Annotated in this window: 13 protein-coding genes; 3 read left to right on the top strand and 10 right to left on the bottom strand. The window is 49.0% G+C overall.

Annotated elements, in window-relative coordinates; translation table 11 throughout:
• The first annotated feature begins 349 nt into the window (after window positions 1–349).
• Entirely contained in the window at window positions 350–1,225 is an 876-nt protein-coding gene (locus BACSA_RS07780) for a DMT family transporter (RefSeq protein WP_013617561.1), read from the top strand.
• 120 nt (window positions 1,226–1,345) lie between these two features.
• On the opposite strand, the gene BACSA_RS07785 is transcribed toward BACSA_RS07780, so the two are convergent.
• From BACSA_RS07785 to BACSA_RS07805, 5 genes are all read right to left on the bottom strand, one after another.
• Entirely contained in the window at window positions 1,346–2,449 is a 1,104-nt protein-coding gene (locus BACSA_RS07785) for a linear amide C-N hydrolase (protein ID WP_013617562.1), read from the bottom strand.
• A gap of 45 nt (window positions 2,450–2,494) precedes the next feature.
• On the bottom strand, window positions 2,495–4,390 hold the full coding sequence (locus tag BACSA_RS07790; protein ID WP_013617563.1) for a RecQ family ATP-dependent DNA helicase: 1,896 nt from the start codon (window positions 4,388–4,390) through the stop codon (window positions 2,495–2,497).
• Window positions 4,387–6,111 (bottom strand): single-stranded-DNA-specific exonuclease RecJ, encoded by a 1,725-nt coding sequence (recJ, locus tag BACSA_RS07795; protein WP_013617564.1) that lies wholly within the window; start codon window positions 6,109–6,111, stop codon window positions 4,387–4,389. The genes BACSA_RS07790 and recJ overlap by 4 nt, the downstream gene beginning before the upstream one ends.
• Before the next feature lie 257 nt (window positions 6,112–6,368).
• A complete protein-coding gene (locus BACSA_RS07800; RefSeq protein ID WP_013617565.1) occupies window positions 6,369–7,565 on the bottom strand; it encodes a C1 family peptidase in 1,197 nt (398 codons plus the stop codon).
• Between the two features lie 120 nt (window positions 7,566–7,685).
• On the bottom strand, window positions 7,686–9,074 hold the full coding sequence (locus BACSA_RS07805) for an aminopeptidase P family protein (protein ID WP_013617566.1): 1,389 nt from the start codon (window positions 9,072–9,074) through the stop codon (window positions 7,686–7,688).
• Window positions 9,075–9,208: 134 nt separating this feature from the next.
• On the opposite strand from BACSA_RS07805, the gene BACSA_RS07810 reads away from it, so the two are divergent.
• Window positions 9,209–10,087, top strand: a complete 879-nt coding sequence (locus BACSA_RS07810; RefSeq protein WP_013617567.1) for a patatin-like phospholipase family protein — start codon at window positions 9,209–9,211, stop codon at window positions 10,085–10,087.
• Here the strand turns inward: BACSA_RS07810 and BACSA_RS07815 are convergent.
• The 4 genes from BACSA_RS07815 to BACSA_RS07830 form a co-directional block, all read right to left on the bottom strand.
• Window positions 10,026–10,985 carry an eCIS core domain-containing protein gene (locus BACSA_RS07815; protein WP_245546592.1) on the bottom strand — a complete coding sequence of 320 codons (960 nt, stop codon included), beginning with the start codon at window positions 10,983–10,985 and terminating at the stop codon, window positions 10,026–10,028. The genes BACSA_RS07810 and BACSA_RS07815 overlap by 62 nt on opposite strands.
• Window positions 10,986–11,060: 75 nt before the next feature.
• Window positions 11,061–12,113 (bottom strand): recombinase RecA, encoded by a 1,053-nt coding sequence (recA, locus tag BACSA_RS07820; RefSeq protein WP_013617569.1) that lies wholly within the window; start codon window positions 12,111–12,113, stop codon window positions 11,061–11,063.
• A 108-nt stretch (window positions 12,114–12,221) separates the two neighbouring features.
• Window positions 12,222–12,671: a thioredoxin-dependent thiol peroxidase gene (gene bcp, locus BACSA_RS07825; protein ID WP_013617570.1), complete on the bottom strand. Its 450-nt coding sequence runs from the start codon at window positions 12,669–12,671 to the stop codon at window positions 12,222–12,224.
• Between the two features lie 116 nt (window positions 12,672–12,787).
• Window positions 12,788–13,981, bottom strand: a complete 1,194-nt coding sequence (locus tag BACSA_RS07830; protein ID WP_013617571.1) for a saccharopine dehydrogenase family protein — start codon at window positions 13,979–13,981, stop codon at window positions 12,788–12,790.
• A 139-nt stretch (window positions 13,982–14,120) separates the two neighbouring features.
• Between BACSA_RS07830 and BACSA_RS07835 the strand changes: the two genes are divergently transcribed.
• Window positions 14,121–14,927, top strand: a complete 807-nt coding sequence (locus BACSA_RS07835) for an META domain-containing protein (RefSeq protein ID WP_013617572.1) — start codon at window positions 14,121–14,123, stop codon at window positions 14,925–14,927.
• A gap of 201 nt (window positions 14,928–15,128) precedes the next feature.
• Here BACSA_RS07835 and BACSA_RS07840 read toward each other — a convergent pair whose 3' ends face one another.
• Complete coding sequence (locus tag BACSA_RS07840) at window positions 15,129–17,891, bottom strand: outer membrane beta-barrel protein (protein WP_013617573.1); 2,763 nt, start codon at window positions 17,889–17,891, stop codon at window positions 15,129–15,131.
• Between the last annotated feature and the right edge of the window lie 263 nt (window positions 17,892–18,154).

Raw genomic sequence — 18,154 nt, forward strand, 5'->3', positions numbered from 1 at the left:
CAAGAAGATAATAACGACAACCTTTTAAATAATCTGCGTATGGATAAAGTATAGTGGTGTAGTAATGTGCGGTGAACGGAGACAGCATGCTGGAACTGTAACATCAACCAAATGCATAAATTCATACCGTTCATAGTATAAAATCTTTCATTGAATCCCGCAAACATCCCATGCAGGGACGTATCGCATACGCCCGGATGCATCCACTTATCCACACAGATGTCTTCAGGCGCATGCGATACGCCCCTACAGCCAACCGGGCAAAGTGCGGATATGCATAAATCTTTATTTCCTCTATTGCCTGTTCGACGGAGAAATGACTACCTTTGCACCGGAAAACAGTTAAACGATGAAAGAAGCTTTACTTAAACTCCACCTGTCGGTACTGATAGCAGGTGGTACGGGAGTGTTCGGGCGTGTGATTACGCTGAACGAAGGACTGCTGGTGTGGTACCGGCTGCTGCTTGCCACACTGATGTTTTATGTCGTGTTGTTTGTTTTAGACAAATTGCGCAAGGTGCAACGTCGGGATGCGGTACGGATTGCCGCGACGGGTGTGCTGCTTGCCTTGCACTGGCTGTTCTTCTACGGCAGCATCAAGGCATCGAATGTGTCTATCGGCGTGGTCTGCCTCTCGCTGATGAGCTTCTTTACCGCCCTGTTCGACCCGCTCATCAACCGCCACCGGGTATCGGCAAGCGAGGTGCTGTTCAGCCTGATAGGCGTGGCGGGCATCGTGCTGATATTCCATTTCGATACCCGTTACCGTGTGGGCATCCTGATGGGCATCCTCTCGTCGGCACTGGCTTCGCTCTTCACCATCTGCAACAAGCGGGTGGCGTCTGATTATCCGTCGGGCACCGTGCTGCTCTATGAAATGGGAGGAGGTTTCGCAGGGCTGAGCCTGCTGCTGCCTTTCTACCTGCATTTCTTTCCGGTAATGTCGCTCGTACCTTCTGCCGCCGACTGGGGCAGCCTGCTGGCATTGGCTTCGCTCTGTACGGTATGCCTGTACATCCTGCAAATACAGGTGCTGAAACGGATTTCGGCGTTCACGTTCAACCTGACCTACAACCTGGAGCCTATCTACAGCATCATCCTTGCCATGATTATCTTCGGCGAGGCGAAAGACCTGAACGCGAGTTTTTATGCCGGACTGGGGATGATATTCCTGTCGGTGGTGATGCAGACCCTGCGGGTGGTGAGACAGATGAAAAAACGCTGATGCTTACGAAGCATGAAGAGCACAGATAACACAAACGCAAACCAACTTTGCTCTACTATAATATCGTAAAACAAAATTGGTTTGCGAAAATGTTGCATGCAGGCTATCATTTCCCGCAATTCATATTTCTGATTGACTACAATCTGTAATGGAAATAGTCCGTATGGGCTGCTGTTTCACTTTATCCAAGGGAACGGCTTGATAGGACACTTTCGAAAAGTCGATGTCTTTGAGACGGATGCTCCGTATCTCGCTGTTGTACATCGTACGGAAGTAAATGATACGGTGCTTCATGTCGGTTGCCGAAGTCCATTGGGTGGCACTGGGTATATCGGCAGGAACCTTTCCTCCGGCAAACTCGATGCCTACGGGGATATCAAAATTGTTCAATATCTGGAAAGCTTGAAGCACGGTTTTTTCGGCATTCTCCTGCCGGGGTGCCGTAGCCTGATAGAAAGCTGCACGGACGAAACGGGAGGGAGGAGTGACATCACCCGGAATGCCGAGGAATCCGCTTCCAGCACCGAAAGAGGCAAGGCGGACGTTTCCCAACGGCTGGGACGGAGCCGAGCCGGGATAGAGGTTCACGTAATTATTGAGGTTGGTGAGGTGCCACTCGAATCCGGGAGAATTGGTGAGCACGCCCAACGTATTTTCGTAAAACTTGGGTTCTCCGCCGGTGATTTCCAGTACCACTTGCCTGCCAGCAGGGTCGGCAAACCGCCAGTGTACGGTAGAGGCACGCGGGTCGATGGCGATGACATGCGCCTGCCTGACGCTCTCCATCACTTCGTCTATTGTAGCGCACTGGCCCAATATCCACGATACCAATTGCAGGTCGGCAATGCTAGCGTCTTTTTGGGAGGGATTGTAAGTTTCGTATTCTCCGTAATTGGGAAAATAAAAAAGCCCTGCCGACAAGCCGGCTTCGTTAATGCCTTCGGCTATAAAGTCTTTTTGTTCTACGGCAAGCCCCACGTAGCCGTAACGTGCGGTAAAGCTCATGCCTTGTGTACCATCGGGGGTATAGGAATGTTGGGTATATCCGCGCGGAACAATGACGTATTGGCTATTAAGGTCGCTTCCGCCCCATTCAATGGTGCGTGCTACGATGGCGGTACTGTCCCGGCTGGTCAAAGTAATGCCGGTGCAAGCGTTGACGGGAAGAGAGGCAGCAAACAATGCTACCAGTGCTCCTACTAAAAAAAATGTTCGAATTTTCATATTTATCAGTCTTTTATGATTAAACAAAAGATGTTGCCAAATTGTTCATTCATGCCGGTACAGCCTGCCCTCTTTCTGAATTATCTGTTCTTCTGCCAGCAGATAGGCCAGCGACTTTAAGATTTTCTCCTCCTCAAAAGGAAGCGCATGGATTATTTCTTGAGGTATCCGGGAAGCTTCCGCCAATAAAGAAAAAATGCCGTGAGCGATATCTTCGTATTCGCCTTTCCTCAATCCCGAAGCGTGTTTTTCAAGGCATACGTCGCATTGCCCGCAATTGTGCCCGTTCTTTTCTCCGAAATAGCGCAAGAGCATCCGGCTCCGGCACTTGCCATCGCTCTCGGCATAGTCCAACATGGCATGAATGCGCTTCTCGTAACTGTCCTTACGGTCTTCGTACACCTCCTTGCTTAACACGACGGTGTTCTGCCTCTCGCGCGTATATATAATATAAGGTGTCTTCTTGCCCGGTATATAATGGAGAACGTGCCGTTTGGTGAGGAGAATGAGCGTGTCGTACACCTGCTGGCGGGTAAGTCCGCTCCGCCGGGCAAGGATTTCCTCGCTGATGTAAGCATAATCGCTGAACACACCCGTATAAGAGCGCAAGATGACGCGGAGCAAACTCTCCGTATCGGGATTGTTTTCGTTGATGCGGTACAACTCATCGCGCCTCAGGGTGAAAATCAGGCGGGAAGCATTGTCTTGTTCGTCGGTGTATTCCAGATAACCGGCACGGGTAAGTATTTTCAAAGCACTGTCTACCCTCACGGGAAAATGCTTGAAATTCTGGCAAAACTCGTCGATGTTGAACGCGAACGTACATCCCCTTCCGTCGCCCATCGCCATCTGATAATAATAATTAATGTGTTCATACACCTGACGGATATAGTCTTTTTCGGGGAAGGTATCGCCGATGCGTTTCTTCAGGATGGTCTTGTCTGCCTGTGCATAAAGAAGCACGGCGTATGCTTTCTGTCCATCACGCCCTGCACGTCCGGCTTCCTGAAAATAGGCTTCGGGCGAATCGGGGAAATCGATGTGGATAACCAGACGCACATCGGGCTTGTCAATGCCCATACCGAAGGCGTTGGTAGCTACCATTACACGAAACGTACCGTCCTGCCAGCCTTTCTGGCGCTGGTCTTTCGTATCGTTGTCCAGTCCGGCATGATAGAACGTAGCGCTGATGCCGTGCTGGTTCAGGAAAAGCGACACTTCTTTGGTGCGTTTCCGGTTGCGTGTATATACGATGGCAGAACCTGCCACTTGGCTCAAGATATGAATCAGTTCGCCCGCCTTGTCCTCGGTACGCCTGACAATGTAGGCAAGGTTCTTCCGCTCGAAACTCATGCGGAACACATTCTCCCGGCGGAACGCGAGGCGAAGCTGGATGTCTTTCACCACTTCGGGAGTGGCGGTAGCAGTCAGGGCAAGCACAGGAACCCCGGGGAGCAGCTTGCGGACATCGGCTATCTTGAGGTAAGCCGGACGGAAATCGTACCCCCATTGTGAGATGCAATGCGATTCGTCTACCGTAATCATGCTCACTTTCATGCTCCGGAGCTTGGCTTGGAACACTTCGGTATCAAGGCGTTCGGGAGAGATATAAAGGAATTTATAATCGCCGAAGATGCAATTCTCCAACGCCACGATGATTTCTTCGCGCGTCATGCCCGAATAAACGGCTACGGCTTTGATGCCCCGTGCGCGCAAGTGCTGCACCTGGTCTTTCATCAGGGCAATCAGCGGAGTGATGACCAGACACAACCCCGGCTTCGCCAAGGCGGGCACCTGGAAGGTTACGGACTTCCCTCCCCCTGTAGGCATCAGCCCCAATGTGTCCTCGCCCTTGCCGATACTGGCAATGATTTCTTCCTGTATGCCCCGGAAGTCCTCATATCCCCAGTACTGCTTCAATATGCTTTTATAATCGGTCATGCCTGTCTGCTCGGCTTGATATCTTCTATCTGCAATTGTACGTCTCCCCGCTTGTGGGTGTTTTCCTCAATGGTATAACAGATGTTGAACGATTGTTTGGTCTTGATGAAACGGGCTTGCGAGCTTTGCCCGAAAGCAATGCCGTTCATCACATTGTTTGACTTGTTGTCCACCAATTCCAGCTTGATATGCTCCTGATCACGCCCTACCACCTTGCTCGTCCCATAATCAAACACATTCATCGTACAGAATACGGGCTTGGGATTCTCCGGTCCGAAAGGATTGAACTTCTTCAGGTCGAAAAAGAACTTCGACGTAATGTCCCTGAAATCCAATTGCGCATCAATATCAATCGTGGCACTTGTCTGTTCGGGCAAGATATGGCGGGTGACATATTCCTCAAACCGCCGGGCAAACTCAGGCACATTCTCGACCTTCATCGAAAGACCTGCCGCATACGTATGCCCGCCGAAGTTTTCCAACAAGTCGCGGCAATACTCGATGGCTTTATACACATCGAATCCCGACACCGAACGTGCCGAGCCGGTAGCAAGTTCGTTCGTGCGAGTCAACACCACCGCCGGACGATAGTATATCTCAGTAAGGCGGGAAGCCACAATACCGATTACGCCCTTGTGCCAAGCCTCATTATAAATCACAATCGAGCGCCGCTGGGAAAGGTTTGCCAATTGGTCTACAATCTTGTTCGCTTCCTCGGTCATGTTCTTGTCGAGGTCCTTGCGTGTCTCGTTATACTGGTTTATCTGACGGGCTTTTTGCAAGGCGAGCGGAAAATCCTTCTCGATAAGAAGGTCTACAGCCTCTTTCCCGTTCTGGATGCGTCCCGACGCATTGATGCGCGGCCCTATCTTAAAGATGATATCGCTCATGGTAAGCTCTCTGTCCGAAAGCCCGCATACATCGATAATCGCCTTCAGCCCGATGCTGGGGTTGGTGTTCAATTGCTTCAACCCATGATAAGCCAGCACCCTGTTTTCGCCCATTACGGGCACGATGTCCGAGGCAATGCTTACCGCCACCAAATCAAGAAGCGGGGTCAATTGCTGGAACTCGATGCCATTGTTCAAGGCAAAAGCCTGCATGAACTTGAATCCCACCCCGCATCCCGACAGATGGCTATACGGGTAGGAGGCATCATGCCGTTTAGGGTTCAGAATAGCCACGGCAGGAGGCAACACCTCATCGGGCACATGATGGTCGCAGATAATAAAATCAATGCCTTTCTCTTTGGCATACGCGATTTCCTCTACCGCCTTAATGCCGCAATCCAACACAATGACAAGTTTCACACCCGTCTCGTATGCGTAATCCACTCCCTTCTTCGATACGCCATACCCCTCGTTATAACGGTCAGGGATATAGTAATCGATGTTCGAATAGAACTGTTGAAGGAATTTATACACCAACGCAACGGCGGTTGTGCCGTCCACGTCATAATCTCCATACACCATAATGCGCTCTTTCCGTCCCATAGCCTTATTAAGACGCTCCACAGCTCTGCTCATGTCTTTCATGAGGAAAGGGTCGTGCAGTTCGTTCAGTTGCGGGCGGAAGAAACGCTTGGCTTCTGCGGCGGAAGTAATCCCCCGCTCCAGCAACAAGCGGCATAGGACAGGGCTGATTCCTATCTCTTTCGCCAAAGCTTTAGCTGCTTCCCGTTCTTCTTGTGTAGGAGGTTGATAGTTCCATTTGTAGTTCATTTATATATTTTTTCTTTCTTTTTCCAAGTCCATATAGCAGGGCGTTTTCAAGCGTACGGAAAGTGCCCGAACCATTCAACTCGTAAAGTTAGGAAAAAAGAAAGAAAAAATCGCCTGATTCCCGAATTATTTTCAAGAACCAGGCGATTTTATACTTTTATTTGCATTCCATTTCACCACAGAGGACACATAGGCACATAGAGCTTATTTTTATTCCTCCGTGGTACTCTGTGTCCTCTGTGGTGAAATCCACTTTATTACAATCCTAATTTCTTGGCGATATCAGCCGGAATGGCTTTCTTATTCACCAAGATATTCAGCGTCTTGTATGCCGCGAAAGCTTTCGATGCATACCAAACGCCTTTATACTTGCCTTCAGTACCCCATGAATTCTTCACCATGAAATACTCCTTGCCGTTCTGGTCTTTGGCGATGCCGTAAATCAGCATGCCGTGATCATCAGTCGTTTCCCAGTTGTCGAAAGCAACTTGACGCATCTCCTGGGTCACGTTGATTTCCGGAAGCGGTTTCGAAGTCAATTCCTTGCGCTTGTCGGCTTGGCTCAATCCCAACCAACGTGCCATGTCCGACCCTGTAAGTTCGGCACCTTTCTCTACATCGGGACATACGGCAACCCCATCGCGGGTGAATCCCTGCTCGCTCACATCGGCTCCCCATGCGAAGGTATAGCCGGTGTTAATCGCATTCTCCATGACCTCCATCAACTCATCGATAGGCAAGTTATACGAAAGCGCATTGCGCCAGTTATCTTGCACCTCGATGCTGAACTGAGTATAGAACGGATGGTGTGTAAACGAAGTCAATGATACATAGTCGTCCATATTCAAGCCCAACGCCTCATCGGCAAAGGTACGCGGAGTATATGTTTTCCCTTTATACGTGAATTGTTCCGGACATTCACCCAAATAGGTGTCATAGATGGCACGCACACCGTTCTTCCATACCGGAGTCAGCTTTCTCAACTTGCCTTTGGCAATGGCGTTCACATATCCTTCGGCTACGGCATCCAGTTCGTTATGCACCGGAAGCTTTTCGCCATACATGATGCCCGGCATAGCTTCTTGCGGCACCATTCCATAGTTCTCATAACAATATACGATATCCTCAAAGCTTCCCCCGGGAGCAAATGAAGCGTCACCATGATAGCGTACATAATTCACCGCACGGTCTTGCATGGTGTGATGCACGACAAACATTTCAGAGAGGTCGAACTCCCCTTTTCCCGCATGAAGCAGTTCGGCTTCCAAAAAACCGAGGGTAGAGAATGCCCAACAGGTACTCGACTGGTTCTGGTCTTTGACAGACGTAATCGGATTTTCTTTCACGGTAGTAAAAACAAAGCCTTCTTCAGAAGCCTTGTCTTTTTTCGGGCCTTTCGCATACACATTTCCAAAGCAAACGCCCAGAGCTAAGATTACAACAAGTTTATTCATTATTATTTATGGTGTTAATTGTTAATAATTAATAGTTAATAACGGCGGATGCTTTCGACTTCCGCTATTCACCATTATCTATTAATTATTAATTGTTAATTACTTCATGATTTTTGTTAATTACTTCATGATTTCTTCCACTTCCTCAACGGTAATCGGGATATGCTTTTCACCGGTGAAGCGCGAACCGCCGGGGATAATCAAAATATCGTCTTCCAGACGGATGCCCCCGAAGTCCTTGTATGTGTCTATTGCATCGAAATTCAGGAAATCAGCATGCATTTTCTCCGCACGCCATTTGTCTATCAGGTCAGGAATGAAATAACAGCCCGGTTCATCGGTGATGACAAACCCCTCTTGCAGGCGGCGCCCCATACGCAAGGAAGCCAAGCCAAACTGGTCGGACGGGCGTACTTCTTCGTCATAACCTACGTAACATTGCCCCAAGTCTTCCATATCGTGCACATCAATGCCCATCATGTGACCCAGTCCGTGAGGCATGAACAGGGCGTGCGCACCTGCTTCTACGGCATCCTCTACATTGCCTTTCATCAGCCCCAAATCCTTCAATCCCTGCGCCAACACCTTACAAGTTTCAATATGGACCGATTTATACGTCACTCCGGGACGTGCCAATTCCAGCGCACGGTCGTGACATGCCAGTACGATGCTATATACATCACGCTGGCGGCTGGTGAACTTACCTCCTACCGGAATGGTACGTGTATGGTCCGAACAATAATTGGTAACGCTTTCAGCTCCCGCATCGGTCAGCATCAGCCGTCCTGCCTGCAAGATTTGACTATGGTCATGATTGTGCAAGGTTTGCCCGTTCTGGCTCAAAATGGTGGCAAACGACACCATGTTTCCATACGAAGCCGCAATTCCATCCAATACGCCGGCAATATACTGTTCGCTCACACCCGGCTTGCAGAGGCGCATCGCGGCGGTATGCATTTCATATCCGATGTTACAAGCCTTGTCTATCTCGGCTATCTCGCACGGCTCTTTTACCGAGCGCAAGCTCACCACCGCCTTAATCAACTCCAACGAACTATGCTCCTTCACGAGCGAAGCACGGATGCCGGTCAGTTCTTCCAATAACATCATATTATCGTAACGGTAAGGAGGAAGGAAATGAATCTTGCGGCGTTGCGAAATAGCTTTGCCTATCATGCCCTTTAACTTAGCGAAGGGGAAGCTTTTAGTCACGCCTACCTGTGCAGCCAGTTCCCTTACGCTGGGTTGAGGTCCCATCCAAATGATATCGTCCATGGTCACGTCATCGCCGAAGAAATAATCCTCACCGGCATCTACGTCAAGGATACCGGCAAAACCCGGATGCGCATGCCCGAAGAAATACAAGAATGAACTATCCTGACGGAACTTATACGTATTGTCGGGATAATTGGCTGGCGCTTCATTATTACCCAATATCAAGATAACGCCATTGCCGACCTTATCCCGTAACGCCTTGCGGCGATTGCTATATACAGATGAATCGAACATAATTGTTGAAGTTTTAGTAACACCTTTGTATTAAGTGTTGCAAAAATAGAAAAATTAAACGAGAAGTGTATAGCTTCTATCCATAAAAAATATATCTTTGTTAGCAACTGGGCAACTTTTAAAAAAACATCACAATGAAACAGACTGGATTGGTATTAGAAGGCGGAGGCATGCGGGGAGTATTCACCTGCGGCGTACTCGATTACTTTATGGAGAAAGGCATCGAATTTCCATACGCAGTCGGCGTCTCAGCGGGAGCATGCAACGGGCTTTCGTATATGTCGCACCAGCAGGGAAGGGCAAAGTTCAGCAACATCGACATGCTGGCGAAATATCATTATATCGGATTGAAGTACTTATGGTTCCAACATAGCATCCTCGACCAGCACCTGCTTTATAAAGAATTCCCCGAAAAGATACTGCCTTTCGACTATGATGCGTATTTCCGCAATCCGGCACGCTTTGAAATGGTCACTACAAATTGCGTGACCGGACGAGCCTGCTATCTGGAAGAAAAGCATGACAAGGAACGCCTGCTGGCTATCGCCAAGGCATCGAGCAGCCTCCCCTATGTATGCCCCATCACCTGGGTAGACGGACGCCCCATGCTGGATGGAGGAATTGTAGACTCCATCCCTGTACAGCGGGCTATCAGCCAAGGATACGAAAAGAATGTAGTGGTACTTACACGCAACCGCGGATACCGCAAATCGGAAAAAGATATCCGCGTACCCCGCTTTGTCTATACCCGTTATCCCCGCTTGCGTGCCGTACTGAGCATCCGTTGCCGGGCATACAATGAGCAATTGGCTATGGTGGAACGCCTCGAAGATGAAGGACGTATCATCGTCATCCGTCCCGAAGCACCTGTCCATGTAAGCCGAATAGAAAAAGACATCAAGAAGCTCACGGCGCTTTACGAGGAAGGCTGGAGGTGCGCGGAAAAAGTAGTTACTGCATCGCCTTTTTCAGACTCTCTACAAGCTGAGGGTCGGGCAAATCAGCCTTACTGAACAATACATACGAAAAATTATCCGCCAACACCTCTTCGGGGTCTATCACATAGGCCGTGTTTTTCCCCACCCGGCTTTGGAAGTCCGAAGCCTGCTCCAATGTATAAATGACGGTCGCTCCATTCTGCTGAAGAGGGACGAACTGTTCATTCAAGGGAACCAATCCCACCTTTATATATTGGAAGAGCGTACCTTCGGCATAGGGAGCATCCGTGTAAGTCACCATCGTACAATTAACGCTTTCCCCTTCAATGGTAAACGGAGCATAGCTATCCCGCCGGCTTACGTCGGGATTGGAAATCAATTTCTGCATCAAATCGGACGGGAATGCAATCGGACGGTCGAGCACGGTAAATCCGATGGTCTCGTATGTTTTCTTCTTGAATGCCAAATCCGCACGTGTCAAGACATGGAAAAGTTCGTGCGCCATCAATCGTGCCAACTCATCTTCCGTAGCCTTTTCCAAAGCTTTTTCTCCCACCGCAATCCAGTTCTCTCGCGTATAAGCGGTGGCTCCTCCCTCTTCCGCCATGGAGGTTTTCATCAGAATCACTTCGGACGGAACCGGAAGTTTCAAATTCTGCTTTTTTATGGCAGTTTCTATTTTTGCGAAAGCCTTATTCAGTTTCGCCTTATCCGCATCGCTCCAATTGAGCGTGGATTCCATCGCCAACTTTAATAACTGAGACTTCCGCCCGTTTTGTGTCTGAAGACGCACATTGAGGTCGAACTGGTTCCAGCCATTCGTGTACGCATCAATATCGGTAATAAGCATTTGAGCTTCTGCCCTTGTGGCAAAACGATACGGAATATCAGCCGAAGCTTTCTGCGCTTTCCCTGATGTCATTACCAGAAAAGCGATAAGAGTAAAAAGCAGATGTGTTAATTTCATATTCATAATTAGATAGATTGAAAAGGTGAGCCGTCTCCGTCCGAACAGACGGCTCACCTTATTATGTTGATTATTATGTTTTTATTCTTTATCTTTCAGTGCCGTAAAGATAAGCCCTTCCAGCTCTTCGGCAAGTTCGGGATTATCCTGAATGCATTGCTTGGCGGCATCACGTCCTTGCCCCAACTTGGTATCGTTATAACTATACCACGACCCGCTCTTCTTGATAATGCCCAGTTCAGAACCCAAGTCGATGATTTCTCCGCTCCGCGAAATGCCTTCACCGAACATGATGTCAAACTCTGCCTTGCGGAAAGGAGGAGCGACCTTGTTCTTCACCACTTTCACACGCACCTGGTTTCCGATTACATCTTCCCCGTCTTTCAATTGGGAGATGCGGCGGATGTCCAAACGTACGGAAGCATAAAACTTCAAGGCATTTCCTCCGGTAGTGGTTTCGGGATTGCCAAACATCACGCCTATCTTCTCGCGCAACTGGTTGATGAAAATACACGTGGTATTGGTCTTGCTGATAGCCGAAGTCAGCTTGCGCAAAGCCTGCGACATCAAGCGTGCCTGCAGTCCGACTTTATTGTCGCCCATATCACCTTCAATCTCTGCCTTCGGAGTAAGGGCAGCCACCGAGTCGATAACGATAATATCGATAGCCGATGAGCGAATCAATTGTTCGGCGATTTCCAATGCCTGTTCGCCGTTATCCGGTTGAGAAATCCACAGATTGTCAATGTCTACCCCTAACTTTGCCGCATAGAAACGGTCGAACGCATGTTCCGCATCGATAAATGCCGCAATGCCTCCCAGCTTCTGAGCTTCCGCAATGGCATGGATAGCCAACGTGGTCTTACCGGAAGATTCCGGCCCGTAGATTTCAATGATACGTCCTTTGGGGTACCCTCCTACTCCCAATGCCGCATTCAGGGCGATAGAGCCGGTAGGGATGACTTCCACTTCTTCCACATGGTCGTCACCCATTTTCATAATCGAGCCTTTTCCAAAGCTCTTCTCTATCTTGTCCATGGCAGCCTGAAGCGCTTTCAGCCTCTCGCTGTTATTCGGTTTTGAAGAAGCGCCTTCTATCCCTCCTTCAAATGCCAATTCATCTTTCTTTGCCATACTTATCTGTAAGTTTGTATGTTTTTGAGTTTGTAAGTTCTTTAGTTCTTGAGATTAAAAGCTTCAAACGAATAAACTTAAGAACTTACAAACTCAAAAACTGAAATTTCACTTTAATATCTGCGCCGCATGGTCCTTTGTCTTCACCTCTTTCGGAGAGATGACACGCTCTACGACACCTTCTTCGTTAATAATAAATGTCGTACGGAACGTGCCCATATACTTGCGGCCGCACATGCTCTTCTCACCCCATGCGCCAAATTCCTCGGTCAGTTTATGTTCCGTATCAGCAATCAGCGTAAAGGGAAGCTGGTTTTTCTCAATAAACTTCTGGTGCGACTTCTGGTCGTTAATGCTTACACCTACCACTTCATAACCTGCCTTGCGCAGTTCATCGTAATTGTCACGCAAGTTGCATGCCTGAGCGGTGCAGCCCGAGGTCATGTCTTTCGGATAGAAATAAAGCACCACTTTACGCCCTTTGTAATCGCTCAAATGTATTTCTTTCCCGTTTTGGTCCACGCCCAATAAATCGGGAGCCTTGTCGCCTACAATCATTTCTTTAATTAATAAGGAATAGTTAATAATGAATAGTGACATCCCCAATGAATAACTAACAACGAAGCAAATCCCGTTAGCAATTATTAATTATTCATTGTTAATTATCCACTGAATTACAGTTCCAAATCGCCGTCGAATACCTCATGCCACGGCAAGCCGTTCTTGTTCAGTTCGTCCATAAACGGATCGGGGTCGAATTCTTCCACGTTCCATACACCCGGACGCTTCCACAAGCCTTTCACGAACATCATCGCGCCAATCATCGCCGGAACACCCGTCGTATAACTTACGCCTTGCATGCCGGTTTCCTTGTAGGCTTCCTGATGCGAGCAGTTGTTATATACATAATAGGTACGCTCCTTACCATCCTTGATACCCCGGATGCGGCATCCGATAGACGTTTCGCCTTCGTAATTCTCGCCCAGGTCTTGCGGATTAGGCAGCACTGCCTTCAAGAACTGGAGCGGCACGATTTCCATTCCGTTATAATTAATCGGCTCGATGCTTGCCATGCCGATATCCTGAATCACACGCAGGTGGGTCAGGTATTCCTGGCCGAAGGTCATCCAGAAGCGGGCACGCTTGATGGTCGGGAAATTCTTCACCAACGACTCCAGTTCCTCGTGATAAAGCAAATACGAGTCGCGCGGACCGATATTGGGATAAGTCAAATCCTTATGGATTTCCAGCGGCTTGGTGGTAATCCACTTCCCGTCCTCGTAATAACGTCCGTTCTGGGTAATCTCGCGGATGTTGATTTCGGGATTGAAGTTGGTTGCGAAAGCCTTATGATGGTTGCCCGCATTGCAGTCTACGATATCCAAGTACTGGATTTCGTCGAAATGATGCTTGGCTGCGTATGCCGTGTATATGCCGCTTACCCCCGGATCGAAGCCGCAACCCAAGATAGCGGTCAGCCCGGCATCCTCGAAACGTTTCTTATATGCCCATTGCCAGCTATATTCGAAGTGAGCCACGTCTTTCGGCTCATAATTTGCCGTGTCCAGATAATTCACGCCCGCTTTCAGACAAGCTTCCATAATCGTCAGGTCCTGATACGGAAGAGCCACATTAATAACGATTTCGGGTTTAAACCCATTGAATAAAGCCACCAGTTCGTCTACATTGTCTGCATCTACCTTAGCGGTCTTGATGTTGGGATTGCCGATTGCTTTTACAATTGCATCGCACTTCGACTGGGTACGGCTGGCAATCATCACTTCCGTAAACACCTCGGGATGTTGAGCCACTTTGTGTGCAACCACGGTACCTACACCGCCTGCACCGATAATCAATACTTTACTCATTTCTTATTTTTCAGATTTAATGCCCGGTAAACGTTACCGTTCACCCTGCAAAGATATAAATTTTTCCGAAACTTCATGCAGTATTCCGAGTATATCCGTATTTTTGTAACAGAAAACACTTTTAAAACAAAGCAGACTTATGAAGAAAACAATGTTGAAAGCAGCGTTCTTCCTTAGCGCAGGCGTATGGATGACCGCATGCGGAAGCAGCAAACAAGCTGCACAAGCTATCGACTTAACGGGAGAATGGAATATTGTAGCCGTAAACGGAGAAAAAGTACAGGCGGCTAATATGCCTTATATCGGACTGGACATGAAAGGGAAAAAAGTGTATGGGAACGCCGGATGCAACCGCATGACGGGAACATTCGAGGCTGACTCGCTCCAACCGGGCAAAATCAGCTTCGGGCAAGTGGGCACCACCCGTATGATGTGCCCCGACATGGATACGGAGAACAAGGTGTTGCAGGCATTGAATGCCGTAAAAGGCTATGCACAGACAGAGACCGGACTCAACATGACCGATGCCGAAGGCAAAGCCGTGCTGACATTGGAAAAGCGGGAAACGCCGGTCATTACCCTCAATGATTTAGCCGGAGAATGGGTGATTAGTGCCATCTATGGAGTCCGTGTGGGCAAAATGGATAAGACCCCCTTCATTGCATTTGATATTGCACAAAAGCGGGTTCACGGCAATGCGGGATGCAACATCATCAACGGAGGATTCTCGCAAGAAGAAGGCAAAGCCAATTCACTGAAGTTCTCGCAAATGATATCCACCATGATGGCATGCCCCGACATGGACACCGAGCGTCAGATACTCGAAGCGTTGGGCAAAGTGACCGGCTTCAGCCTGAATCAAGAACAGGCCGTAGCCCTGCTCGATGAGGCAGGTACGGAAGTGCTGACCTTGACCAAAAACACAGACGAGCCATTGACAAAATAAACGCAGCCCATTGGTTTATGAGTTTTAATGCACTGAAACTGTAGTTTTATATAGCAGAAACTATAGTTTCAGTGCATTAAAACTTTAGTTTCAGTTATACAAAACAGCATGAAACTATTATTGGACACGCAAAGGCATAAGGATTAGGATGTTAACACATACGTCCCACTACCCATAAGCGTAAGCCTGAGCAAAAGGGATTCACTTCATTTGCTCGAACCGGTAAGCGAACGAGAAGAGCACGTACCCCCGCAATTGTTCCTCGTAACGCTCGCTGAACGCCGTAGCGCTGGCATAACGCGTAAAGCTCTTGCGCTGGCTCAGGATATCCGCCCAATAGACCGACAATTCTCCCCGCTTCTCTTTCAGGAACTTCCACGATACTTTCAGGTTCCACAACAATTCATTATCCTCCGCTCCGCTCATGCCCGTACCGCTTCGGAACGTATAGTCCGCATCCGTGCTCACGGTAAAATGCAACGGGAGATTGACCGAACTTTCCACGCCGCACGTATAGTTCCGTGTATAGGTATTCCGCCCTTGCAACGAGTTTTCCGACTGGTAAAAGCTCCATGCTCCCGTCAGGTCGATGTTCCCCCATGCCGGAAGATATGCTAAGCGGATATTGCTGCTGAGCGAGGTGGCTCCCGTCACGCTCCGGCTATTTACGTTCCGCGAAACGTCTTCATTAATCAGGCTTACGTTATGGTCATAACCCCCCGAAGCGCTCAGCGTGAAATGGAACTGCTTGACACGCTTGTCGTAAGACCCGTTTCCCATTATCCCCCAATTCCCGTTGATGTTGACCGGCATCGTTTCGCGCCCGCCCGTCTCCTTATCATATAAGGTAGAGCGGGTCACCGAATTAAATGTCTGGTTCCACGAAAACGAAACCGAAATCCCCTTTTGGAAGTTGTTGAATATTGTGTGCACCGAATGCCGGTACGAAGGACGCAAGTGCGGATTGCTCCGGCGGATGTACAAAGGCGAACTGTAATCGGTCGGAGCCACCATGTCTTCCAGCCGTGGCTGGGACGTATTCCCGCTATAGCTCAACACCCAAAAGCTTCCCTCATTCTGATACGAAAGGCTTAGTTGCGAACGCCATTCTACGGAACGCGCCACGGTATCGGCACGGTGCTCTCCGGTAGCCTGCTCGATGGAACGCCGCTGGGGATTCATGCCCACGCTTGCCACCACGCCCCAGGTCTCGGAAGTATAATTATAGCTGAGTGAAACATTATGCCTGAGTGTCCGGCTATGGCTTCGGGTCCGGAGGCTGTCTATCTCGCCCGCCTCGTACCCTTCGGGCAAGACTCCCAAATCCGGCTGTTCCGCCTCAAAGGGAGACAAATCAAATGTCGCCCCATCCAGCTTCTCGTATTCCCTTTCCACCCCATAGGACAGTTGGAGGCGGTTCCGCTTGTTGAACGCATGCGTATAAGCGATACGCGCTTCATCGTTCATCGAGCTTTGAGGCGTACGGCGGTACTGGTTCTGATAATAGAGCGAATCGCCTCCCGCCGCATTCTGCAGCTGATAATAATCAATGGAAGAAAGCGTATAGCCGTGTTGCGTTCCTCTCCGGTATCCGTGACTAAGGTCAAAACTCAAGAAGTCATCCTTCTCCCCTATCTTTTGCACAAGCTCCAAGCGTAAATCGTAATCCACATTATCGCCTTGCGACAACGATTGTTGGCGGTTGTCGTTTATCCACGTCCCTTTATCCACCTCGCCGATGTGGGCAAACGGATTTTTCGTATCCGCCTCGGGACGGGCATTGAACGTAGCGGTACGGCTCTCGCTCCGGCTTCGGCTATCGCCATACCTTCCCATGGCGGAAAAGGCAAGAGAAGTGCGCTTATTGATTTCCCAGTTCACATTCAAGTGTCCGTTTACGTTCCGGTTCTTTCCCGACTGGTCGCTTTCCGCCAAGGCGTATTGGTTCCCGTTGCTCAGGTATTGCTCGTTATACGTTCCGGACTGGCTTCCGTTGCGGGTATAGCTATAATTGACATTACCCGACACATCCAGACCTTCCTTCACCTTTTTCGAAGCGCTAAGATTGACCGAGTTCAGGATATTATCTTCATCAGCGGAAGTGAAGTTGCGGTTGGTCGAACGTGCGTTTACCATAAAGTTATCCCCACTTTCCTTAAAGCGCATCACCCGTCCGTTCAAGTCACGCCGCTTATGGGTTCCGTATCCGGCTTCGGCATAAGTCAATAACGACCCGTTGAACTCCCGTTTGGTTTTCAGGTCGAGCACGTAGTTCTTCTCGTTCGATTTCATACCGGTCTTTTTTTCTTGCTCGGTAGGCTTGTCGTACACTTTCAGCTGGCTGATGAACTTCACCGGCAGGTTCTCCAGAACGACGTCCTTATTCCCTTTGAAAAAATCCTTCCCGTTCACCGTAATTTCCTGAATCGGATACCCGTTAAATTTCATTTCCAACGTTTTCGGGTCATACGATAGCCCCGGAATGCGCCTTACCAAAGCCTCCAGATAAGAGCCTTCGGGCGTAGGATAAGCATCTACATTATAAACGGTAGTGTCCCCTTTCTGCTCGACGGCTTTCAAGGGAGCCGTGACCACCACTTCCGAGAGAAGAAGCGCATCGTCCCGCATCCGGAGCGTTCCCAACCTCAAGGTATCGGCATCCGCCTTCAAGCCGATAACCAACGGCACGCATCCCGTAAACGAAGCCTTCAATACATATTCCGTTTTCGGATTCCGACGAAAGGCAAGAGTGAACATTCCGTTCTTATCAGAAGACGCGCCTTTCACAAGCGACGAATCAGGCAACCCCAGCACCGTTACATTGGCATACGACAATGCCTCTTCTGCTCCTTGCTCATCCAAAAGCACAAGGCGTCCCGTCACAACCTGATGTTGCGCACACCCTTCCGCCAAGCCCGAAGCCCACAAAAGCCCTGCTAATATAATAAGGTATACTATTCTCATCTTTTGCCAATAGGTAGGCAAAAATACAGAAAAGGTAGAAACCCCGACATTAATAAAGCCTAATTCATATCCCTCCCTGCAATTTTTACCGAATCCATACCCGCATTATCCCCTTGTCTGTCAGGTTTGCGCCATTTTGTCAGCCATTCTTCGCAAGATAAGTGCCCGTTCTCCGCGTGGCACGGCATTTGCTTATCCATAAGCGTAATGCTTCGGCATTGCAGAATCAATTTAATCAGTAAACAAATAAAATAGATACAATT

Origin of the sequence: Phocaeicola salanitronis DSM 18170 (assembly GCF_000190575.1) — a bacterium.
In the GTDB taxonomy this organism is placed as follows: domain Bacteria; phylum Bacteroidota; class Bacteroidia; order Bacteroidales; family Bacteroidaceae; genus Phocaeicola; species Phocaeicola salanitronis.